General features: G+C 35.8%; 24 protein-coding genes and 2 tRNA genes. 25 read left to right on the top strand and 1 reads right to left on the bottom strand.

Annotated elements, in window-relative coordinates; translation table 11 throughout:
- Positions 1-59 precede the first annotated feature (59 nt).
- The 11 genes from rnpA (at position 60) to ACFSW4_RS06305 (ending at position 10,531) form a co-directional block, all read left to right on the top strand.
- Positions 60-401 carry a ribonuclease P protein component gene (gene rnpA, locus ACFSW4_RS06355; RefSeq protein ID WP_377328175.1) on the top strand — a complete coding sequence of 114 codons (342 nt, stop codon included), beginning with the start codon at positions 60-62 and terminating at the stop codon, positions 399-401.
- 122 nt (positions 402-523) lie between these two features.
- A complete protein-coding gene (gene yidC, locus ACFSW4_RS06350; RefSeq protein WP_377328173.1) occupies positions 524-1,303 on the top strand; it encodes a membrane protein insertase YidC in 780 nt (259 codons plus the stop codon).
- The gene (jag, locus tag ACFSW4_RS06345; protein ID WP_377328171.1) at positions 1,300-1,923 is read left to right on the top strand and encodes an RNA-binding cell elongation regulator Jag/EloR; all 624 of its coding nucleotides are present in this window, start codon (positions 1,300-1,302) and stop codon (positions 1,921-1,923) included. Before yidC ends, jag begins: the two co-directional genes overlap by 4 nt.
- Before the next feature lie 87 nt (positions 1,924-2,010).
- Positions 2,011-2,832, top strand: a complete 822-nt coding sequence (locus ACFSW4_RS06340; RefSeq protein ID WP_279401748.1) for an SAM-dependent methyltransferase — start codon at positions 2,011-2,013, stop codon at positions 2,830-2,832.
- An 88-nt stretch (positions 2,833-2,920) separates the two neighbouring features.
- Entirely contained in the window at positions 2,921-4,297 is a 1,377-nt protein-coding gene (gene mnmE / locus ACFSW4_RS06335; RefSeq protein WP_377328169.1) for a tRNA uridine-5-carboxymethylaminomethyl(34) synthesis GTPase MnmE, read from the top strand.
- A gap of 23 nt (positions 4,298-4,320) precedes the next feature.
- A complete protein-coding gene (gene mnmG, locus ACFSW4_RS06330; RefSeq protein WP_377328247.1) occupies positions 4,321-6,210 on the top strand; it encodes a tRNA uridine-5-carboxymethylaminomethyl(34) synthesis enzyme MnmG in 1,890 nt (629 codons plus the stop codon).
- A 9-nt stretch (positions 6,211-6,219) separates the two neighbouring features.
- Positions 6,220-6,939 carry a 16S rRNA (guanine(527)-N(7))-methyltransferase RsmG gene (rsmG, locus tag ACFSW4_RS06325; RefSeq protein WP_377328167.1) on the top strand — a complete coding sequence of 240 codons (720 nt, stop codon included), beginning with the start codon at positions 6,220-6,222 and terminating at the stop codon, positions 6,937-6,939.
- 222 nt (positions 6,940-7,161) lie between these two features.
- Positions 7,162-8,010, top strand: coding sequence for a nucleoid occlusion protein (noc, locus tag ACFSW4_RS06320; protein WP_377328165.1), 849 nt, complete (start codon positions 7,162-7,164; stop codon positions 8,008-8,010).
- 129 nt (positions 8,011-8,139) lie between these two features.
- Complete coding sequence (locus ACFSW4_RS06315) at positions 8,140-8,913, top strand: ParA family protein (protein ID WP_054754131.1); 774 nt, start codon at positions 8,140-8,142, stop codon at positions 8,911-8,913.
- The gene (locus ACFSW4_RS06310) at positions 8,894-9,724 is read left to right on the top strand and encodes a ParB/RepB/Spo0J family partition protein (RefSeq protein ID WP_377328163.1); all 831 of its coding nucleotides are present in this window, start codon (positions 8,894-8,896) and stop codon (positions 9,722-9,724) included. Before ACFSW4_RS06315 ends, ACFSW4_RS06310 begins: the two co-directional genes overlap by 20 nt.
- Positions 9,725-9,811: 87 nt before the next feature.
- Positions 9,812-10,531: a DUF554 domain-containing protein gene (locus tag ACFSW4_RS06305; protein ID WP_377328245.1), complete on the top strand. Its 720-nt coding sequence runs from the start codon at positions 9,812-9,814 to the stop codon at positions 10,529-10,531.
- A gap of 20 nt (positions 10,532-10,551) precedes the next feature.
- Here ACFSW4_RS06305 and yyaC read toward each other — a convergent pair whose 3' ends face one another.
- Positions 10,552-11,139 carry a spore protease YyaC gene (yyaC, locus tag ACFSW4_RS06300; protein ID WP_377328161.1) on the bottom strand — a complete coding sequence of 196 codons (588 nt, stop codon included), beginning with the start codon at positions 11,137-11,139 and terminating at the stop codon, positions 10,552-10,554.
- Between the two features lie 74 nt (positions 11,140-11,213).
- Between yyaC and ACFSW4_RS06295 the strand changes: the two genes are divergently transcribed.
- From ACFSW4_RS06295 to ACFSW4_RS06230, 14 genes are all read left to right on the top strand, one after another.
- Positions 11,214-12,236, top strand: a complete 1,023-nt coding sequence (locus ACFSW4_RS06295) for a YkvI family membrane protein (RefSeq protein WP_377328159.1) — start codon at positions 11,214-11,216, stop codon at positions 12,234-12,236.
- A 44-nt stretch (positions 12,237-12,280) separates the two neighbouring features.
- Positions 12,281-12,475: a DUF951 domain-containing protein gene (locus ACFSW4_RS06290; protein ID WP_377328157.1), complete on the top strand. Its 195-nt coding sequence runs from the start codon at positions 12,281-12,283 to the stop codon at positions 12,473-12,475.
- A 177-nt stretch (positions 12,476-12,652) separates the two neighbouring features.
- Entirely contained in the window at positions 12,653-13,753 is a 1,101-nt protein-coding gene (gene ychF / locus ACFSW4_RS06285; protein WP_054754139.1) for a redox-regulated ATPase YchF, read from the top strand.
- 129 nt (positions 13,754-13,882) lie between these two features.
- Entirely contained in the window at positions 13,883-14,173 is a 291-nt protein-coding gene (gene rpsF, locus ACFSW4_RS06280; protein WP_054754141.1) for a 30S ribosomal protein S6, read from the top strand.
- A 12-nt stretch (positions 14,174-14,185) separates the two neighbouring features.
- Positions 14,186-14,677 (top strand): single-stranded DNA-binding protein, encoded by a 492-nt coding sequence (gene ssb, locus ACFSW4_RS06275; RefSeq protein WP_377328155.1) that lies wholly within the window; start codon positions 14,186-14,188, stop codon positions 14,675-14,677.
- Between the two features lie 31 nt (positions 14,678-14,708).
- Entirely contained in the window at positions 14,709-14,933 is a 225-nt protein-coding gene (gene rpsR / locus ACFSW4_RS06270) for a 30S ribosomal protein S18 (protein WP_054754142.1), read from the top strand.
- 172 nt (positions 14,934-15,105) lie between these two features.
- Complete coding sequence (locus ACFSW4_RS06265; RefSeq protein ID WP_377328153.1) at positions 15,106-16,044, top strand: YybS family protein; 939 nt, start codon at positions 15,106-15,108, stop codon at positions 16,042-16,044.
- 29 nt (positions 16,045-16,073) lie between these two features.
- Positions 16,074-18,047, top strand: coding sequence for a DHH family phosphoesterase (locus ACFSW4_RS06260; RefSeq protein WP_377328151.1), 1,974 nt, complete (start codon positions 16,074-16,076; stop codon positions 18,045-18,047).
- Positions 18,044-18,490 carry a 50S ribosomal protein L9 gene (rplI, locus tag ACFSW4_RS06255; RefSeq protein WP_377328149.1) on the top strand — a complete coding sequence of 149 codons (447 nt, stop codon included), beginning with the start codon at positions 18,044-18,046 and terminating at the stop codon, positions 18,488-18,490. The genes ACFSW4_RS06260 and rplI overlap by 4 nt, the downstream gene beginning before the upstream one ends.
- A 42-nt stretch (positions 18,491-18,532) precedes the next feature.
- Entirely contained in the window at positions 18,533-19,888 is a 1,356-nt protein-coding gene (gene dnaB, locus ACFSW4_RS06250) for a replicative DNA helicase (RefSeq protein ID WP_054754157.1), read from the top strand.
- Between the two features lie 204 nt (positions 19,889-20,092).
- Complete coding sequence (locus tag ACFSW4_RS06245; RefSeq protein ID WP_377328147.1) at positions 20,093-21,382, top strand: adenylosuccinate synthase; 1,290 nt, start codon at positions 20,093-20,095, stop codon at positions 21,380-21,382.
- Between the two features lie 153 nt (positions 21,383-21,535).
- Positions 21,536-21,612, top strand: a tRNA-Asp gene (locus tag ACFSW4_RS06240).
- 26 nt (positions 21,613-21,638) lie between these two features.
- Positions 21,639-21,714: transfer RNA gene (locus tag ACFSW4_RS06235), tRNA-Phe, on the top strand.
- A gap of 305 nt (positions 21,715-22,019) precedes the next feature.
- On the top strand, positions 22,020-23,564 hold the full coding sequence (locus tag ACFSW4_RS06230; RefSeq protein ID WP_377328145.1) for a peptidoglycan DD-metalloendopeptidase family protein: 1,545 nt from the start codon (positions 22,020-22,022) through the stop codon (positions 23,562-23,564).
- Positions 23,565-23,690: the final 126 nt, after the last annotated feature.

Genomic DNA, 23,690 nt, shown 5'->3' with positions numbered 1-23,690 from the left:
AGATGGCAACGTGTCATGCTATATACATAGATCAAGCGTAGATTGGATGAATGGATTATATGAAGAAAGAATATAGAATTAAAAAGAATGAAGAGTTTCAAAAAATCTTAAAGCATGGACATTCATTCGCTAATCGCCAATTGGTACTTTATTATTATGAGAAAGAACAACAAAGTCATTTTCGAGTAGGTTTATCTGTAGGAAAGAAAATTGGCAATGCGGTTAAACGCAACGAAGTGAAACGTTTTTTAAGACATGCATTGATTGACTTTGAAGACCAAATTAAGCCAAATTATGATTTAGTGATTATTGCCAGAAAACCTACAAACCAAATGGGTTTCTATGAAATAAAGAAGAGCTTATCACACGTTTTAAAACGATCTAACATGTTTCGTCAATAATTGATTGAATTTCTTATGGTAAAAGGTATAGAAGAAGTGCTAAAATACTAAATAGAGTTTAATAAACTATACAAACCATTATAATGTTAGTAGTTTGCCGATTTGTTAGGAGGAAATAGAGAGTGCGCAAAAAGATTTTACTCATTGCAGCGTTAATAGGTTTAGCTATCTTTTTATCAGGCTGTATGGACGTAAACCAAGATCTCACAAATGATACTAAAGAAGGGATCTGGGAAGAGTATTTTGTATGGCCATTAATAACTTTAATTGAGTTTATAGCGGAAGATATTTTTAATCATGGTTATGGTCTAGCCATTATTATTGTAACGATTCTACTACGTACATTAATTCTTCCATTAAATATTAAACAATTAAAATCATCTCAGGCAATGCAAATGTTGCAGCCAGAGATTCAAAAATTAAGAGAGAAGTATTCATCAAAAGATCAACAAACACAACAGAAATTACAGCAAGAAACAATGGCATTATTCCAAAAACACGGTGTCAATCCATTAGCAGGTTGTTTACCAATTGTAGCTCAAATGCCAATTTTGATTGCATTCTATCATGCGATTGTAAGATTCCCACCTATTAGAGATTATGATTTCTTATGGTTCTCATTAGGTGAACCAAGTGTGATTTTAGCCTTAATCACGATGGCAACGACATTTATTCAGCAAAAAATTATGATGGCTGGTCAACCAGCTAGTGTAAACCCACAAATGCAAGTTATGTTATACTTATTACCATTAATGATTGGTGGATTTGCTTTATTCTTCCCATCAGCATTAGCGCTTTACTGGGTAGTAGGTAACTTGTTTATGATCGCACAAACCATTTTTATTCGTAAACCAATGATGAAACAATTTGAAGAAAATCAAAATGGGGGATCTAAAAAGTGAGAGAGATAACGGCTAGTGGTCAAACAGTTGAAGAAGCTAAAGAAAATGCGCTTCGTCAATTAGGGCTTACAGATGAACAGGTCAACTTTGAAGTGATTGATGAGGGTAAAAAAGGATTACTCGGATTATTTGGGTCTAAAAGGGCTTACGTTAAAGCTCAAGAAAAGATAGATCTAGCTAAAATAGGGGAGCAGTTCTTAAAGAGTGTTTCTCTAGAAATGGGTGTTGAAGTAGAAGTAAAAGTTCAGAACAATGGTGATGAGCTAGTCTACGAATTAGTAGGAGATAAAATTGGTTTACTCATTGGAAAAAGAGGCCAAACGTTAAACGCTCTACAATACCTTACACATTTAGCGGTAAATAAAGCTGATTCATCTCAATACGTGACAGTAGTTGTAGATGCTGAAAATTATCGTGATAGAAGAAAAGAGACCTTATATCAATTAGCAGAAAAGTTGGCAAGTAAAGCATCGCGTACAGGTGAAGAAGTTAAAATTGAACCAATGCCTTCATTTGAACGCAAAATGATCCATACCGCTTTACATGACCACAGCGACGTTTCAACTCATTCAGAAGGTAAAGATCCTAATCGTTATATTGTAATTAAACCAATTAAATAAAGATAAAAGTGATAGAAACATCTTGCGTGAAATCGTGAGGTGTTTCTTTTTTAGATATTACTAAAGATAATTATGGGAGTGATCATAGTGTCAGCTATTAATCATATTAGTGAGCGACTGTTAACTCAGTACGGTTTAGATATAGACGATGAAATTTTTGCTATACAATTACTTCATCGTATGAATCTTGTAAAAGCATTTGGAATTCAAAAAGGAATGAATGTATTAGAAATAGGCTGTGGTCAAGGGGAGACAACCATTGCTATTGCTGATCAAGTAGGAGAGGAAGGGCGCGTAACAGCAATTGATATGGCTAGCCGTGATTATGGTGCCCCTTTGACTTTAGGTGAGGCGACTGATCAGATTAAGAACTCCAAACTTGGTGAACGGATCCAATTTCATTTCGAAACAGATTTCTTGTCACTAGAATTACATGAAACATTCGATGCAGTCGTGTTATCACATAGTTCTTGGTACTTTAAAAATCCAAATGAGTTAAAAAAGTATTTTAGAAAGATGCAAGATGTATCAAATATGATTTGTGTCGCTGATTGGGATATTGATTTTATGGACCAATCTCAACGTTCTCATTTTTGCGCTGCAACAATCCAAGCACTCTATTCTCATTTTGTTAATCATGATGGCAATATACAAAATCTCTTTCATAAATCACAACTTAAAGAATTGCTTGAAGGTGAAGGTTTTCAAATAGCTAAACAAGATCAAGTAGATGCTACTTACTTACAAGATGTTCAGTGGGAGAAAGCTTATGCAAATGACATTCGGAAAGCATTTATGAATGAATCCCCAAAATTCAAGTTGTTAGTTAACAGTTATTATGAATTAATGAATGAGTATAAAGGAGAAGAAAAGTCTTTAAATAGCTTCATCATGTGTGCTTATAAATAACTTTCATTTTGACGAGAATTATGTTATTGTTTTAAGTTAGGAAATTATGCGATTTCCTAGTAAATATGCCTAGAAAGGGGTGAAGGTTGTGGAACAAGATACGATTTCTGCTATTTCAACACCAATTGGAGAAGGTGCCATTGCCATAGTTCGTTTAAGCGGTGAAGAAGCGTTTTCTATTGCTAATCGCGTGTTTAAAGGTAAAGACTTAACCAATGTAGATTCTCATACGATTCATTACGGGAATATTATAGATCCCAACACGGATGAGTTGATAGAAGAAGTGATGATTACGGTTATGAAAGGTCCAAAAACCTTCACCCGTGAAGATATAATAGAAATTAACTGTCACGGCGGAATGGTGTCTGTAAACCGTGTTCTTCAGCTAATCCTAAGAGAAGGAGCTAGACTTGCTGAACCAGGAGAGTTTACAAAACGCGCATTCTTAAATGGACGTATAGATTTGTCTCAAGCAGAGGCAGTGATGGACCTCATTCGTGCAAAGACTGACCGTGCCATGAATGTAGCCATGAAACAGATGGATGGACGTTTGTCAGAGCTTATTCGAAAACTTCGTCAAGAGCTAATAGAAACTGTTGCACATGTTGAAGTTAATATAGATTATCCAGAATATGATGATGTAGAAGAAATGACGCATGACGTGCTGATTGAAAAAGCAAGTTATGTGAAAAAAGAAGTTCATAAGATTCTTCAAACAGCTAAACAAGGTAAAATTTTAAGAGAAGGAATTGCAACAGCGATCATTGGCAGACCTAATGTTGGTAAATCGTCTTTATTAAATAAATTAGCTCATGAAAATAAAGCCATTGTGACAGAAATTCCCGGTACCACTCGTGATGTCATAGAAGAGTACGTCAATGTTAGAGGTGTACCTCTAAGATTAATTGATACAGCGGGAATCCGAGAAACAGAAGACATTGTTGAAAAAATTGGTGTCGACAGGTCTCGTCAGGCTTTAAAAGAAGCAGACCTCATTTTACTCGTTTTAAATGGAAATGAAGAGTTTACGAAAGAAGATGCTGCTTTATTTGAAGCGGCGGCAGGTATGGACGTGATTGTGATCGTCAACAAAACTGATCTTGATCAAAAGATTGATATGGAAGCAGTAAATCAAGCAGCTAATGGAGCACCAGTTATTACAACATCACTTTTACAAGAACAAGGAATTGATGAATTAGAAGAAGCAATCGCGAATACGTTTTTTGACGGTGAACTCGATTCTGCTGATTTAACGTACGTTTCTAATGTGCGACATATTCAGTTATTAGAACAGGCCGAATCTGCTTTAACTGATGCTCTAAACGGTATTGAAGCGGGAATGCCGCTTGATTTAGTTCAAATAGATATTACAAGAACCTGGGAGTTACTAGGTGAAATTATTGGAGATAATGTTCATGAATCGTTAATCGATCAGTTATTCTCTCAATTCTGTCTTGGAAAATAGAAAGGTTTTAAAAGGAGGTTTAAATTATGTACAATGCAGGCGAATATGATGTAATTGTCATTGGGGCAGGGCATGCTGGTGTTGAGGCAGGTTTAGCATCTGCTAAACGTGGCGCTAAAACGCTTATGCTAACACTTAACTTAGACTTAATTGCATTCATGCCTTGTAACCCATCAATCGGTGGGCCGGCAAAAGGTGTTGTGGTTCGTGAAATTGACGCTTTAGGCGGCCAAATGGGTAAAACAATTGATCAAACGCACATTCAAATGCGTTTATTAAATACAAGTAAAGGGCCAGCCGTCCGTGCTTTACGTGCACAAGCTGATAAAGTTCTTTACCAACAAGATATGAAGAAAGTAATTGAAAATCAAGAGAATTTAACCCTTCGTCAAGGAATGGTTGATGAATTAATCGTTGAAGACGGTGTTGTAAAAGGTGTGTTAACAGAAACAAAAGCTGCTTATTATGCACCAACTGTAATCGTAACAACGGGTACGTTTATGCGCGGAAAAGTGTTAATTGGTGACATTGAGTATGAAAGTGGACCAAACAACCAACGCGCAACAGTTAAGTTATCTAAACAACTAGAGGAACTCGGCTTTGATATTGTACGTTTTAAAACAGGGACACCACCACGAGTGAATAGTCATACGATTGATTATTCAAAAACAGAAATTCAACCAGGTGATGAAGAACCACGTGCGTTCTCATATGAAACAACAGAATTTATTACAGACCAAATTCCGTGTTGGTTAACTTACACTGGAGAGTTCACACATCAAATTATTAATGAAAACTTATCTCGTTCAGCGATGTACTCTGGTGCCGAACGCGGAACAGGCCCTAGGTATTGTCCTTCAATAGAAGATAAAATTGTACGTTTTAACGATAAGCCACGTCACCAAATCTTCTTAGAGCCAGAAGGTCGCAACACTGAGGAGGTCTATGTCCAAGGACTTTCAACATCTCTACCTGAAGATATTCAAAAACGTCTGCTTGAAACCGTACCTGGTTTAGAAAAAGCTGAGATGATGAGAGCAGGTTACGCAATTGAATATGATGCCATTGTACCAACTCAATTATGGCCAACGTTAGAGACAAAGAAAATAGATGGTTTATTTACAGCTGGCCAAATTAATGGAACATCAGGTTATGAAGAAGCAGCAGGGCAAGGAATCATGGCCGGCATTAATGCAGCTGCAAAAGCACTTGGAAAAGAGTCATTAATTTTAGATCGTTCACAAGCTTATATTGGAGTGCTGATCGATGACTTAGTGACTAAAGGCACTAACGAGCCATATCGTCTGCTCACATCACGTGCAGAATATCGCTTATTGCTGCGCCATGATAATGCTGATTTACGATTAACTGATATTGGTTATGAGTATGGTCTAATTCCAGAAGAGCGTTATGGACGTTTTACTAAGAAAAAAGAATTAATTGATGCTGAAGTTAAACGCTTAAAATCTCATATCATTAAACCTAATCAAGAAGTACAAAAAATGATTGAGGAACTTGGCGGATCTCCACTAAAAGATGGTGTTCGTGCATCTGACTTACTCAGACGTCCGGAAGTAAAATATGACCATATTAAACAATTAGTTCCTAATGAAGTGGATCTTCCTAGTGATGTTGAAGAACAAGTTGAAATCATTGTTAAATATGAAGGCTATATCGAGAAGTCTATGCAACAAGTTGATAAAATGCGTAAAATGGAAAACAAACGTATTCCAGATCACATTGACTATGATGATATACAGGGTATTGCAACTGAAGCAAAAGAGAAACTAAAGAAAGTTCGTCCATTATCAGTTGGTCAGGCTTCACGTATTTCAGGTGTGAATCCATCTGATGTTTCTATTTTATTAGTTTATATTGAACAAGGGCTTCGCTCAAAAGCTTCAAATGAATAGAGGATGTATATGAAAATTACAGACTTTACAAATGAACTAAATAGCCAGGGGATACAATTAACTGAACAACAACTAAAACAATTCGAAACATATTTCGAAATTTTAGTTGAGTGGAATAAGAAAATGAATTTAACAGCCATAACTGATCAAGAGGGAGTTTATTTAAAACACTTTTTTGATTCCATTACTGCTGCATTTTACTTTGACTTTAACGAAGTGGAAACAGTTTGTGATGTTGGTGCTGGAGCGGGATTCCCTTCAATACCGCTCAAAATTATTTTTCCTCATTTAAAGGTTACAATTGTTGATTCCTTAAAAAAGCGAATTACTTTTTTAAATCATCTTGCTGAACAGTTGGGGTTATCTGATGTAGCCTTTTACCATGACCGCGCTGAAAACTTTGGAAAAAATAAAAAGTTTCGCGAATCTTATGATGTCGTGATGGCTCGCGCAGTAGCAAGGACATCTGTATTAAGTGAACTATGTTTACCCCTTGTAAAAACGGGTGGTAACTTCATTATGATGAAGGCTGCCAAATTTGAAGAAGAAAAAGAACAAGGTGAACTTGCCTTAAAAACACTAGGCGGTGAATGGAAACAGATTCATTCATTTGAGTTGCCACTTGAACAGAGTGAACGACATATTGTGATCGTAGATAAAAAACGGAAAACCCCTAAGAAATATCCTAGGAAACCAGGGACACCAAATAAAGATCCAATAGAGAAGTGACATGTCGTTTTATAAGGTATTTTGACGTAAAGTTAACTCTATTATTCTACAAAATATACTTCTACTAAACAGAAGTATATGGTAAAATAGGGTTAGTGGATCACATATATAGTTAATCATAGCTATGATCAAAAATGTAATGTTTCACGTGAAACATTACATTTTTTAAGATACATAATGAGATAAAATAGGATTCATTGAATTTTGAAGGTGGGTGCCTAAATGAGTTCGTTAAGTAAGTTATTCGGTAAAAACGAACCGAAAAGCGAAGAGAACTATAACAACGAAATAGTTGAACTACCAGTTAAAGATATTCAACCCAATCAATATCAGCCACGCACCATTTTTGACGACAAGAAAATTGAAGAACTAGCACAAACAATTCGAACACATGGCATGATTCAGCCGATTGTCGTACGTAAATCTGAGGATGATGAAAGTTTTGAACTGATTGCCGGTGAAAGAAGATGGAGAGCGGTTCAAACGCTAGAGTGGGAGAAGATTCCTGCGATCATCAAAGATATGACAGATACTCAAACGGCATCAGTTGCATTAATTGAAAACTTGCAACGCGAGGAATTAACGGTTATAGAAGAAGCAATTGCGTATGATCAACTGCTTCAAATACATGGATTAACACAAGAAGCATTAGCGCAGCGGCTTGGTAAAAGTCAGTCAACGATTGCTAACAAATTGCGCTTACTTAAGCTTCCGAGTGTCGTTCAACAATCGATCTTAAATAAAGAAATTACTGAACGCCACGCACGTGCATTAATTGCCCTAAAAGGTAATCCAGAATTGCAAGAAAAAGCGTTAGCTGAAATTATCGAAAAACAGCTGAACGTTAAACAATCAGAGGATTACGTAAAGCATCTATTAAATCCTGAAGAAGATAAATCAACCAAAAAGAAAAAACCTCAAGTAAAAGGTGTTAATAAAGATGTTCGAATTGCTTTAAATACAATTAGACAGTCGTTAAGCATGGTCAAAGATACAGGTATGGATGTTAAAACTGAAGAAAATGACTCTGATGAGTTCTATGAAATAAAAATAAAAATACCAAAAAAGTAGTTTTATAACGGATATTTCCCATCTTATTTAAAGATGGGTATTTTTTTCTGCAATATAAATCTAACAATTCTTTAGGTAACATGATAAAATAATAGTATTGAAAAATTTTTAGATTGGGCAGGTGACATTATGGGAAAAGTCATTGCCATTGCAAACCAGAAAGGTGGAGTAGGTAAGACCACAACAGCTGTTAACTTGAGTGCATGTCTAGCGCACGAAGGTAATAAGGTCTTATTAATAGATATTGACCCACAAGGAAATGCAACAAGTGGCATTGGTATTAACAAGGGAGATATGTCCTCTTGTATATATGACGTGTTAATAGAGGAAGAAGATCCAAAGTCAGTTCTTGTTTCATCTAATGTACCTAATTTAGATGCAATTCCAGCTACCATACAACTTGCTGGCTCGGAAATAGAACTTGTTCCTACTATTTCAAGAGAATTAAGATTAAGAAAATCATTAGAAAACGTTAGAGATGATTATGATTATATTATCATAGATTGTCCACCCTCATTAGGGCTTCTAACATTAAATGCATTAACTGCTGCTGATAGTGTCATTATCCCAGTTCAGTGTGAGTATTACGCACTAGAAGGTTTGAGCCAGTTATTAAATACTGTTCGTTTAGTTCAAAAACGATTAAATCAAGATTTAATGATAGAAGGCGTTTTACTAACCATGTTAGATGCTAGAACGAATTTAGGTATTCAAGTTATTGAAGAAGTGAAAAAATACTTCCAAGACAAAGTCTTTAATTCGATAGTTCCTAGAAACATCAGACTTGGGGAAGCTCCAAGCCACGGTGAACCGATCATTACATATGATCCTAGATCTAAAGGTGCAGAAATATATTCTGAATTAGCGAAGGAAGTGATGGCAAATGGCCAGAGGGTTGGGTAGAGGTTTAGAAGAGCTTTTCGGTGTTGAAGAAGAAAGCGTACAGGAAGTAGAAATTAAACAGATACGTCCAAACCCTTACCAACCTAGAAAAAACTTCGAAGCAGATGCAATAGAGGAGTTAAAGGATTCTATATTGCAATATGGCGTACTTCAGCCAATTATTGTTAGAAAAGCGATTAAGGGCTATGAGATTGTAGTAGGGGAAAGGCGCTTTAGAGCCTCTAAAGAAGCTGGCTTAAAGTCAATTCCGGCGGTTGTTCGTGAACTAACTGATGAACAAATGATGGAATTAGCACTTCTTGAAAACCTCCAGCGTGAGGACTTGAGTCCAATGGAGGAAGCGGAGGCTTATGAACGTTTAATTCACGAATTAAATATTAAACAAGATGAATTAGCTAAACGATTAGGGAAAAGTAGGCCGCACATCGCTAATATGATGCGATTACTTTCATTACCTGAGAAAGTCCGGGCGATGATCAACAGTAAAGAGCTGACAATGGGGCATGGCCGCGCATTGTTAGCTTTAAAAGAAGATGATGAAATCATTTTAGTGGCTGATAAAATACGAAAAGAGCATCTTAATGTTCGCCAAGTAGAAAAATTAATCACACAGCTTAATGAAAAGAAACAAAAGAAGAAAAAGAAAACAACTAAGAAAGATGTATTTATATCATCTAAAGAAGCTGAATTAAGAGATTTCTTCGGAACAAGTGTTAACATTCAACAAGGTAAGCGAAAAGGTAAAATTGAAATCGAGTATTTTGATCAAGATGATTTAAATCGAATATTAGAATTAATCGCATATAAGTGATAAAACTCGCCGTATAGGCGAGTTTTATTTTAAAATGTTTCACGTGAAACATTTTTGTAGTTAACTCAAGAAGTTAGGATGATGAAATTGGCATTCATGGGCGTCATCGTTAATGGAATATGCATATTACTAGGAACCCTATTTGGATTATTTTTTACTAAAATCCCTGATCGAATAAAAGATACAATTATGCACGGAATTGGTTTGACAGTCTTATTAATAGGTTTTTCAATGGCGTTAACATCTGATCGAATCATCGTTATCTTATTAAGTTTAGTGACAGGTGCCATAATAGGTGAAGGAATTGATTTAGATGAAAAATTAAATCGATTAGGTTCTCATATCGAGATAAAATTCAAAAAACCTGGTAAACAATCTAGAATTGCTGAAGGCTTCGTAACAGCATCTTTAATATTTGTTATAGGCGCTATGGCTGTTGTTGGAGCACTTGATAGTGGTTTGAGAGGGGATCACGGCATTCTCTATACAAAATCGATCATCGATGGATTTGTGGCGTTAGTATTAACGACAACTATGGGATTTGGTGTAGTGTTCTCAGCCGTACCAGTTATTCTTTACGAAGGTGGAATTGCTCTGTTTGCGACGCAAATCGATCAATGGATTCCGCAAAGCATATTAGATTTATTCATTGAAGATATGACCTCAACAGGAGGGCTACTCATATTCGCGATTGGATTAAACTTACTCAAAATCACTGACATTAAAGTAGCCAATTTATTACCTAGTTTAGTTACTGTTGGATTTGTACTGTACATATACACTCAAGTACAACATGTTTTTTCATAAAAGGAGCTCAGTAATTTAAATTACTGAGCTCCTTTTAATTTAAAGATTGATGACTGATGCTTCAAATAAACATCTGTATAATATAAGCCTTGAGCTATTTGTTTTGCCATCTTGATGACAACAGACAATCTTGTGTTTTGAAGAATACTAAATTCCATAAAACCACTTACATTAACATAACCTTTTATGGATATATCACCAACTGCAGGTAACTCTTTCTGTAAAGCAGCACCAGGGAGTAAAGGACCATAAACTACATCAACAGATTTAACTTTTGACATACTAGATAATGCAGCATCAATGGCAATGACGTAAGGGTTTGAATGAGTTTGATAAATAGATTTAATAGTTTCATGCAGATTTTTTGCGTGAACAGGCTGATCTATTGTGCCGTATACATGAAGCTTTGATAATGGTTTGAGTGATAGATAATGTCCAATAAATGGCCCTAAACTATCTCCAGTAGAGCGGTCAGTTCCAATACATAGTATTATGATAGGTTGATCCGCATTGATGGTTTCTTTAATAGTATTAAATAGATTTAAACAAAATGAAGTATCATCTGTTGGTAAATTCATTGAAGTAGGACGATTATTAATAGAAGTCATACTCTTAACCCCTTGTACATATTTTTACTAGTATATGGCGTCGATTAAAAAGATATACATAAGGGGTTGAAGGGATGATAGGTGGTTTTAAATGGATTGGTCTTATAGTGGCTACCATGATTGGTGCTGGTTATGCTTCTGGAAGGGAAATTTGGGAGTTTTTCGGGCATGAAAGTGGTCTAGGTATTTTATTATTTACCATTATGTTTATCATAAGTTGTGTTGTAGTCCTTACTATAAGTTACGAATTAAAATCTGAACATTATTTACCTGTGTTACAAACATTAGTGGGGAAGAGGTTTGCGCACTTTTATGATTGGGGTATTCTATTATACTTATTTACGATGTTGTTTGTTATGATCTCTGGAAGTGGGGCAACGTTACATATACTAGAATTTCCTTATTTTATTGGTGTCGTATTAATGATTGTTTTGCTAGTTGTCGTTATACCGTATGGAATGGGCGGAATCCTATCTATTAATCGTTTTTTATTACCGATGTTAATACTAGGACTAGCAGTTGTTCTTATTGTATTTATATATCAAGAAAAGGTTCCATTGATTTATCAATATGTGGAACAATCTAACTGGGTGTCATCTGTTCCATTTACTTCGCTAAATGTTGTTCCATTAATTGCAGTCATCGGTGCGATTGGTAAAGAAATTGAAAGTAAAACAGAAATTTATGTGGCTAGTATTGGCAGTGGACTGATCCTAGGGACTATGTCTTATATTTACAATATAAGCTTAATCCACGTTTCCGATCAGTTGTTTTTTTATGAAATCCCGTTATTTGCGATACTAAATGGTTATCCTATTCAAATGTTTTTTATTATGTCAGTATTATTATGGTTTGCTATATATACAACGGCCATCACTAGTTTATTTGGATTGATTGCTCGAGTAAAAGAATACTTTAAGTGGAGTAAAGGAGTCGTGGGGGTATTATTAATATTAGCAGCGGTTCCATTCACTCTAGTTGGATTCTCAAACTTAATTAGTTATTTATATCCTTTATATGGCTTGATTAATATATACGTATTAGCTATGATTTTATTGTTTCCAATAATTAAACGAGCTAGTGAACGAAAAATTTGATAAAATATTCTTAGAAGACTTATTGATAGAAAGGGATGGTGACAATGGTTGATCAAAACTACGATTTAAATGATATTGTAGAAATGAAAAAACCCCATCCGTGTGGTGCTAATGAGTGGAAAATAATACGTATGGGGATGGACATTCGTATTAAATGTCAAGGATGCAACCATAGTGTGTTAGTACCTAGAAAAAAATTTGAAAAGAAACTAAAAAAAATTATTCAAAAAGCAAGCTAAAAAAATGTTTCACGTGAAACATTTTTTAATTTTCTAGTCATTTTTTGTTCAAACAGAGGCAAATAGGCCTTTGTTTTTTTATTTTCTTAATAACTTGTGTTTTTACTTTCATAAATCTATAATTGTTATGGACTAATCTTGTTAGGTTGGGTACGGAATTGAAGGAGTGTTAGATTAATGTCATTAACTGCAGGAATAGTTGGTTTACCAAATGTGGGTAAATCAACGTTATTTAATGCGATTACGCAAGCTGGTGCTTTGTCAGCAAACTATCCATTCGCAACAATCGATCCGAATGTTGGGATTGTTGAAGTGCCAGATCATCGTCTTCAGACGTTAACGGAGATGGTAAATCCTAAGAAAACGGTGCCAACTTCGTTTGAGTTTACAGATATTGCAGGAATTGTAGAAGGTGCAAGTAAAGGTGAAGGCTTAGGAAACCAATTTTTATCTCATATCAGACAAGTTGATGCAATTTGTCACGTCGTTCGTTGCTTTGAGGATGAAAATATCACGCACGTGTCTGGTCATGTAGATCCTATTTCAGATATTGAGACGATCAACTTAGAATTAATTTTAGCCGACCTAGAGACCATTATGAAACGCTATGATAAAGTAGCGAAATTGGCTAAGCAGAAAGTGAAAGATGCTCAATATGAGTTTGAGATATTAGAGAAGTTGAAGGACGCTTTTGAAAATGAGAAGCCAGCACGCGCAATAGAATTTACAAAAGAACAAGAGAAATATGTAAAACAGCTACATCTACTAACAATAAAACCTATTTTATATGTTGCTAATGTTGGTGAGGATGAGTTATTAGATGTAGAAGATAATGAAAACGTTCAAAAAGTAAAAGAATATGCCGCGAACGAAGGGGCAGAAGTCATTGTTGTTTGCGCTAAAGTGGAATCAGAGATCGCCGAATTAGAAGGTGAAGAGAAAGAAGAATTTTTACAAGAGCTTGGCATTGAGGAATCAGGATTAGACCAATTGATTAAAGCTTCATATAATATGTTAGGTTTAGCAACTTACTTCACAGCTGGTGAGCAAGAGGTTAAAGCTTGGACATTTAGAAAAGGTATGACAGCTCCACAAGCAGCAGGGATTATTCACTCTGATTTTGAACGTGGGTTTATCCGTGCTGAAACGGTTTCTTATAATGATTTAGTAGAAGCAGGTTCGATGGCAAAAGCGAAGGATGCAGGTAATGTTCGCTTAGAAGGTAAAGAATACATCGTTCAAGATGGCGATGTTATTCACTTCCGTTTTAACGTGTAACGATTGGGTCAAATTAATAGTTGTTTAATAAGTGTATATTTGATATAATACTTTATTGTGAGTAATTAGATTTACTCCTTGCTCCATATCAAATATGGGGCCGCAAAGTCCAAGAGGAGGTGAAGACGGATGACAAAATACGAAATTATGTATATCATCCGCCCAGATGTTGAGGAAGAAGCTCGTAAAGCTGAAGTTGAGCGTCTTCACAGCGTGTTAACTGATAATGGCGCGGAGATTACAAATGTTGATGAAATGGGTCAACGTCGTCTTGCATATGAAATTAATGACTACCGTGATGGTTATTATGTTGTTGTTAATTTCGAAGGCGATTCTACTGCAGTTGATGAATTCGGTCGTACAGCGAAGTTCTCTGAAGACGTACTTCGTCACATGGCAATTCGCGAAGACGATCAATAAGGAGTGTTTGATGTGTTAAACCGAGTTGTATTAGTTGGAAGATTAACCAAAGACCCTGATTTACGTTACACGCCAAATGGAGTAGCAGTTGCGAACTTTACTGTAGCTGTCAATCGACCTTTTTCTAACCAGCAAGGGAACCGTGAAGCAGACTTCATTAACTGTGTTATTTGGAGACGCCAAGCTGAAAACCTTGCGAACTATATGAAGAAAGGTAGTATGATTGGTGTTGACGGTCGTATTCAAACACGTAGTTTTGATGGGCAAGATGGGAAGCGTGTTTTTATCACTGAAGTGGTCGCTGAGAGCGTTCAGTTCTTAGAGTCGAAAGGATCATCTCAAGGTGGACAAAACATGCAAGGAAATCCAGCACCAAACACATCAAACCAAGGGTCACCAAATCAAAATCAAGGTGGATTCAATCAATCTCAACAAGATGATAACAATCCATTTGCTGAAAAAGGTGAGCCGGTAGATATATCAGATGACGATCTACCATTTTAATCAATCATTGTAATCAAAGGAGGGTTATCACATGGCACGTCGTGGACGTAAGCGTAGAAAGGTGTGTTATTTCAAGTCGAACGGAATTACACACATCGACTATAAAGATATTGATTTATTAAGACGTTTCGTTTCTGAGCGTGGTAAAATTTTACCTCGTCGTGTAACAGGAACTTCTGCAAAATATCAACGTAAATTAACTAAAGCAATTAAACGCGCTAGACAAATGGCTTTATTACCATATGTTAGCGAATAATAAATACTAGGAGGCAATGCTTATAAGCGTTGCCTCTTTTTCATTATAAAAATCGGTATAAAACCATGGCTGTTTTCTTTTGCTTAAACATATGATTGAGCATAAAAATGATGTAAAATAATAATATTAGGTAAGATAGATTAGTTTTAAAGTTAGAGGTGCACATATAATCATGAATTCTTCCAACGCAACAAAAGATGGCATCATGTATGGGGCAATATATTTAGTCTTATTATTGGTAGCTTTTTTTGTACCAGTCTTAAGCATCTTCATCCTATTTACATTACCTATACCATTTTTAATTTATACTTATAAGCATGAGTTAAGTCATTCAGTCATCATGTTTGTGATCACGATGACGATTAGCTCAATCTTTCTGCTATATATATCACTTCCGCTCACTTTATTAATGGGGTTAGGCGGTAGTGCAATCGGATATGGATTGAAGCAAAAACGCAAGTCATATGAGACATTGGCATTAGGTACACTTGGTTATTCAGTCGGAATCGTACTGGTCTATGTTCTCAGCCAGTTTTTCTTTCAAGTCAATTGGTCTCAAGAGATTCAAAATGCTATTGATGAAAGCTTGCAGACTTTTACTTCGTTCTACGACCAAGTCGGTGAGTTATCTGAAGAGGATTTAGAGCTATACCGAGAACAGATGTATTTGATGATTTACAAAATACCATCTATGATTGTGATAGCGGGTTTAGCCTTTGCTTGGATTACCCAGTGGTTAGGTCATAAAATCATTAATAAAATGGAAGGAGATAAGCTAAAATTTCCTCCATTTAGAGAATTTTCATTACCAGTATCATTGATTTGGTATTATTTTGCGGGAGTCATTCTGTTATTAATATTCCCATCACCAGAAGATTCAATGTTTTTAGTAGCGGATAATTTAACCACATTAGCTGGAGTATTATTAGCTTTACAAGGTTTATCTTTCATCTTTTTCTTAGTGCACGTTAAGAAATGGCCAAAAGTCGTACCTATGATTGTAGTCATTTTATTTATTATCCAGCCAATATTACTTCTTTATCCACTAAGAATATTAGGTATAATTGATTTAGGATTGCAACTAAGAGGTCGACTAACGAAGAAGAAATAAAGTCGATCGATTGGGAGATGAGTTCATTTATGAATGACGTTAAGGAATTAACGGAGAACAAAAGTATATGGCTCTTGTATGGTTTAGCCGGAGTCTTAACCATTATTGTGATTTATTATCAATGGTTAATTGGTTCGGTATTAGCTTTAGTTCTCGCTGTTTTAATGTATATTACTTATAGAACGGAAGCTTTAATTAAACAACGTACTGAAAATTATATTTCAACGTTGTCTTACAGAGTTAAAAAAGTTGGCGAGGAAGCCTTATTGGGCATGCCTTTTGGAATAATTCTCTTTAATGAAGAGTTTCAAATAGAGTGGGCTAACCCATTTATGAATGATTATTTTGATAGTGAACGTTCATTAATTGGGGAAGATCTAAGTGATTTTTCAGAAGCCCTTGAATTAGCTGCTAAAGATGAAGAAGATGAGAAGTGGATTACACTTGGTGAGCGTCGTTTTCAAGCTATTATAAAAACTGAAGAGCGCTTGGTTTATTTATTCGACCGCACGGAACAAATTGAGTTAGAGACTCTACATGATAACGAACGTACCATATTAGGAGTTATTTTCTTAGATAACTATGAAGAATTAACTCAGGCAATGGACGATACCTCAAAAAGTCATTTGAACTCAGAGGTTACGTCAATTTTAAATAATTGGTCGAATGATTATGGAATCTTTTTAAAACGGACGTCACAAGAGCGGTTTATCGCTGTCATGAATAAAGAGATTCTAACGCAGCTTGAGAAGACTAAATTTGAAATTTTAGATGAAGTAAGGGAACTGATTTCTGATCAGAATGTCCCGTTAACGTTAAGTATTGGTATTGGAAGAGGTACAACGGACTTGCCTGAACTAGGTGATTTAGCCCAGTCAAGTCTTGACTTAGCGTTAGGACGTGGAGGGGACCAGGTAGCGATAAAAGATGATACTGGTCGCGTTAAATTCTATGGTGGTAAAACGAACCCAATGGAAAAACGGACCCGAGTACGTGCTAGAGTTATTTCACATGCATTAAGAGAATTGGTGCGGGAAAGTGAAAAAGTTCTTATTATGGGTCACCAAACACCAGATATGGATTCGATCGGTTCATCGATTGGTATTTTAAAACTGGCTCAACAGAATGGAAAGAAAGGGTATGTTGTTTTTGACCCTGATGGAGTTAATACTGGTGTTCATCGATTAATGGATAAGATTGGTGAGCATGAATCTTTAAAAGATTGGTTTATCACTCCAGATGATTCATTAGATATCGTTACGAAAGATACCTTGATCGTGGTTGTTGATACGCATAAACCTTCCATGGTCATGGAAGAACGTTTGTTAAATAAAACTGAGCATATTGTGGTGATTGATCATCATAGAAGGGGAGAAGAGTTCATTGAAGAACCGACCCTTGTTTATATGGAGCCTTATGCTTCATCGACAGCTGAACTTGTAACTGAGCTATTAGAGTATCAAGATGGACCACTTAAATTAGATGTATTAGAAGCAACATCCTTATTAGCTGGAATTACAGTAGATACTAAATCATTTACTTTAAGAACAGGGTCTCGTACATTTGATGCAGCATCCTATTTGCGTTCAAAAGGTGCAGATACTGTGTTGGTACAGAACTTATTAAAAGAAGATTTAGATGTCTATGTAAGACGTAGTGAGCTTGTAAAAAATGCGACAGTATATCGAGAAGGAATCGCGATCTCGAAAGGTTTACGGGATGAGAATTACGGCGCGATTATTATTGCACAAGCTGCTGATACACTCCTTACCATGAGTAATGTAAAAGCATCATTTGTCATTGCTAAACGTCATGATGGTAAAATAGGTGTAAGCGCTCGTTCATTAGGCGAAATCAATGTACAAATCATTATGGAGAAAATGAACGGGGGCGGGCATTTAACCAATGCAGCTACACAGCTTGAAGATACCACCCTTGAACAAGTCGAAGAGCAACTTAGAGGGATCATTGAAGAGTACTTTGAAGGAGGGGACGAAGAATGAAAGTAATTTTCACAAAAGATGTAAAAGGAAAAGGTAAAAAAGGAGAAGTTAAAAACGTGTCAGAGGGTTATGCACGTAACTATCTTCTAAAAAATAATTTAGCCGTAGAAGCAACAAAAGGCAACTTAAAACAGCTGGAAGGTCAAAAGCAAAAAGAGAAAGAAAAAGAACAGGAAATACTTAACGATGCTAAGATATTAAAAGACCAACTTGAAGATATGACAGTGGAACTTACGGCGAAATCTGGTGATGGTGGACGATTATTTGGATCTGTCACCAGTAAACACATCGCTGATGACTTAAAGAAAAACCATAACATTAAAATTGATAAAAGAAAGATTGAACTGGACGATCCGATTCGTAATCTAGGCTATACAAATGTACCAGTAAAACTCCATCCAGATGTAACTGCAACGCTAAGAGTACATGTTAAAGAAGTCTAATTGGAATTGTTCCGCGTTAAAGGGGGAACCGATGTGTCAGATATGATCGCACAGGACCGAACACCACCGCATAATATTGAAGCTGAACAATCTGTATTAGGCGCCATTTTTCTTGAACCTAGTGCTATTGTACAAGCTTCTGAAATATTAGAGTATGACGACTTTTATCGAGTTAGCCACCAGAGGATTTTTGAAGTGATGGTTCGGTTAACAGATAAAGGGGAGCCAATTGATCTAGTTACGGTCATGAATGAGTTAAGAGAACAAGAGCTGCTAGAAGAGGTAGGCGGGGTAACGTATTTAACTGAATTAGCTGAATCTGTTCCTACAGCAGCAAACTTAGAATATTACGCTAAAATTGTTGATGAGAAGTCAGTACTTCGCCAAATCATTTCGACAGCAACAGGCATTGTGACTAAATCATTTGAAGAGAAAGATGATCTATCAGAACTGATTGATTATGCTGAGAAATCAATCTTAGATGTGTCTCAACAAAAAGCATCAGGAAAGTTCCGTAATATTAAAGACGTTCTCATAAATGTTTATGATAATATCGAGCAGCTTCATCACCAAAGTGAAGAAGTAACTGGTGTACCAACAGGATTTAAAGATTTAGACCATATCACGTCTGGATTTCAGAGTAACGATTTAATTATTATCGCAGCAAGACCGTCTGTTGGTAAGACTGCATTCGCATTAAATATTGCGCAAAACGTGGCGATCCATGCACAAGAGAATTGTGCGATCTTCAGTTTGGAGATGGGCGCTGAACAGTTAGTCATGCGTATGTTATGTGCTGAAGGCAATATTGATGCACAGAGACTAAGAACGGGAAGCCTGCAAGAGGAAGACTGGGGTAAATTAACCATGGCAATGGGTAGTTTATCTGACGCAGGAATTTATATTGATGATACACCTGGTGTTAAAGTAAGTGAAATTCGTTCAAAATGTCGCCGTCTTAAACAAGAATCAGGCTTAGGGATGGTATTAATCGATTATCTACAATTAATCCAGGGAAGCGGATCTAGCCGTGAAAACAGACAGCAGGAAGTATCTGAAATTTCTCGTCAGCTAAAAGCATTGGCACGTGAATTAGAAGTTCCAGTCATCGCGTTGTCACAGCTATCACGTGGTGTAGAACAAAGACAAGATAAACGACCAATTATGTCTGACATTCGTGAATCAGGAAGTATTGAGCAGGATGCAGATATTATCGGGTTTTTATATCGTGATGATTATTATAATGATGATACAGAGAAAGAAAATATCATTGAAATTATTATTGCTAAGCAAAGAAATGGACCAATTGGAACTGTCGAATTAGCTTTTGTTAAAGAGTACAACAAGTTCGTCGATTTAGACCGAAAATATAATGAAGCGGATATTCCGCCTGCTTAGATATTTAAGCTAACACCGATTGTGACTATAAAGTCATATCGGTGTTTTTTGTTTGATCATGAAAAACCTCTATTTAAGATGAATGAAAAACGTACAAAATACTAAAAATTTATATCAATGTTCGTCATTCATTGAATAAAAGTTAATTTGCTGATAAAATAACCTTTGGATTAAAGTTATTTCTTAATATTAGGAGGTCCTCATATGACAACGGCAGTAATAATTGGGACACAATGGGGCGACGAAGGTAAAGGTAAAATTACAGACTTTCTCGCTAGACAAGCCAATGTAGTAGCTCGGTATCAAGGTGGCGATAATGCTGGACATACTATTCAGTTTAAAGATCAAACGTATAAACTTCATCTGATTCCATCAGGTATATTTAATCCAAATAAAGTGTGCATCTTAGGAAATGGTATGGTCATTAATCCTAAGAAATTACTAGAGGAGATGAATTATGTTAAAGAAAGTGGCATGCCTGTTGAGCAATTAAAGATTAGTAGTAGAGCACATGTCATTATGCCATATCATATGGAACTAGATCGCCTTCAAGAAGAAGCCAAAGGTAAAGAAAGACAGATTGGTACTACTAAAAAAGGAATTGGACCAGCCTATTCTGATAAAATCAATCGAATGGGCATTCGAATGGCTGATTTATTAGAGCCAGATACGTTAGAAGGAAAAATCAAGTATCAAGTTGAAGAGAAAAATATTTGGTTTGAAAAAGTTTACAATCATACGCCAGTAAATGTTGAAGCTGTTTTAAATGAATATTTAACATATGGGGAAGCTCTTAAGTCATATATTGTGGAAACTTCTATCGAATTAGAAAAATCAATAGAAAGAGGGAACCACGTTTTATTTGAAGGGGCTCAAGGGGTGATGTTAGATATTGATCAAGGAACGTATCCTTATGTTACATCATCTAACACATCTGCAGCTGGTGTAGCTACAGGAAGTGGGGTAGGGCCAAATCAAGTTCATAAAGTTGTTGGAGTGTCAAAAGCTTACACGACTAGAGTTGGGGATGGACCGTTTCCAACAGAGTTACATGATGAAGTAGGAGAACAAATTAGAAGAGTTGGCCATGAATATGGTACAACCACAGGCCGAGCTAGGCGTGTTGGGTGGTTTGATACAGTTGTGGTTAATCATGCTAAACGAGTGAGTGGTTTAACTGATTTATCATTAAATTGTCTAGATGTGTTAAGTGGATTAGACCAAGTCAAAATCTGTGTGGGTTACGAGCTAAATGGAGAGATGATTCAATATTACCCTGCAAGCTCTAAAGAATTAAAAAATTGCAAGCCAGTATATGAAGAGTTACCTGGATGGAGTGAAGACATAACTCACGTCAGAAGGTTTGATGAATTACCTGAAAACGCCCAAAAATACCTCAGACGTATTGAGGAGTTAATCGGGGTTCAAATTTCAATCTTTTCAGTAGGTCCAGATCGCGAACAAACAATTGTACAGAAAGAAATTTATAACTAAATAACAATTACAAGCTAGGCACGTAAACGACCTTACGTGCCTAATGTCATAATTATATGAAAAATGAAACTTTAAGTTTTTTATAGAAATAATTAAAAGAAGCTTGTCAAATTGTTTATTACTGTGATAATATTAACGCTGTCCGCATCAATTGGTCCGGTAGTTCAGCTGGTTAGAATGCCTGCCTGTCACGCAGGAGGTCGCGGGTTCGAGTCCCGTCCGGACCGCCATTTAAGTAAAGCAATCTAATATTCACGGCTCGGTAGCTCAGTCGGTAGAGCAACGGACTGAAAATCCGTGTGTCGGCGGTTCGATTCCGTCCCGAGCCACCACTAATAAGCACAGACGATCTGTGTTTTTTCTTTTATATAACAGATTTAAATTTTTACTTTACAGGTATATTACAGAAGTTGCAATTATTCAGAATATTACTATTTAAACAGTGTCATTTTACACTATAAGTTTCAATTTAAACAGAGTAATTTCAAATATTTTCTAGATTCTATACAAGTTGTTTACAATATGCTACTAAAGGTTTAATTTAATATTTTCCTTATGGTAGATTATATATGTGTATACGAGATGTATTAAGAAAGTTTCAAGAGTAGATATAAGTCGTTTTTTGGAGGAAATGGTCGTGAAAAAGATATTTGGGAGAGTCAAACGAGGCCTGAGTAAGTTTAAAGACTTATCGATGGTCAAGAAAACACTAATTATTACTTGTTTAGGCACAGGGGTTGCCTTTGGAACAGTATATGCAGATTCAATAGATAAAAGTTTCTTAGAAGTTCATCACGTATATGTTGATGGAGAACATGTTGGAACGGTTAAAGATGTAGAGAGTGTTAAAAGTTTTGTAGAATCTAAATTAGATTCTGAAGAACAAAATTATGATGGTATAGAGTTAATGCCAGAACAAAAGATTGATTATGTTGGAGAATTAGTCTTTTCTACTAAAGATGAGACGAAAGAAGTTAAAAATCATTTAGATGAAGTGTTATCGTTTAATGCTACTGCTATTAAGCTCCAAATGAAGGATCAAGTAATTGGATATGTTGGTAATCTAAATGAAGCCAATAAGGCAATTAACAATGTAGTTAATAAATATCTACCAAAAGAACTTAATCAGGAAATTCAGTTTCTGAAAATGAAAGAAGATCAAATTGTATCTCCAATATTAGAACGAGTTCCTTCAGATATTGCTAAGAATCAAACAACAAAGGAACAGAAAAAAGAAAAAGAGGATTCTAAACTCACTTTAAATGATGGTTCGGTTGTACTTGATATAGGATTAACTGAAAATCTTAAAGTTGTAAAAGAAGGCGTCAATCCTACTAAACTACTATCAGTAAAACAGCTACAAAAAATGCTGGAACGTGGTACAAAAGGGGAAGCAATACATACCATTAAGGAAAACGAAGTGCTAAGTCAAGTAGCATCGAAGTATGATTTATCTGTACAAAAGTTAATGGATATGAACCCTGATATTAATGAAGACTCAGTTGTTCAAGTAGGTCAGAAAGTTAAGGTTGAAGCTGATAAGCCATTTATTAATGTAAGCTACACAGTTGAAAAATCAGAGAAAGAATCAATTGATTTTGAAACAAAAACTAAGAGTACGGATTCATTATTCAAAGGTCAAACAAAGATCAAGCAAAAAGGTGAAAAAGGTAAAAAGAAAATTACCTATCGTATAACAACTAAAAATAATGAAGTAGTTAAAAAGAAAAAAATTGATGAAGAAGTTGTAAAAGAACCTACAGAGGAAATCGTTTTAAAAGGAACGAAAGAGGTTCCGTCTAGAGGAACTGGCCAATTTGCTAAACCAACTGTTGGTGGTTTTATCACTAGTAACATGGGTAGCCGTTGGGGAAGTTACCACAAAGGAATTGACATTTCAGGTGTTAGTAACAGAACGATTAAAGCTGCTGATAATGGTACTGTAACGTTTGCTGGTTATGATGGAGCTTATGGTTATAAGGTTGTCATTAATCACAATAACGGACTAAAAACGATGTATGCCCACATGAATAGTCTTAGCGTAAATAGCGGTCAAACGGTGCAGCGCGGACAAAAAATTGGTGTGATGGGCAGTACCGGAAGGTCCACTGGAGTTCATTTGCATTTCGAAGTTTATAAAAATGGTGCTCGAGTAAATCCTACGAGCTACGTTAATTATTAAGTGTTTAAACCTCTAGCAAACTGAACTGACCCAGGGAAATGAGACAAGAAAAAACACCTATGCTGCCACGGTCCTGTATTCAACAGGGCTGTGGCAATTTAATTTTGAAAAAGGTCGTATATAATT

Source organism: Piscibacillus salipiscarius, from assembly GCF_042685285.1.
Taxonomy (GTDB): Bacteria; Bacillota; Bacilli; order Bacillales; family Alkalibacillaceae; genus Piscibacillus; species Piscibacillus salipiscarius.
Note: the sequence above shows the minus strand (reverse complement) of the source record. Positions and strands in the feature narration are given on the sequence as shown.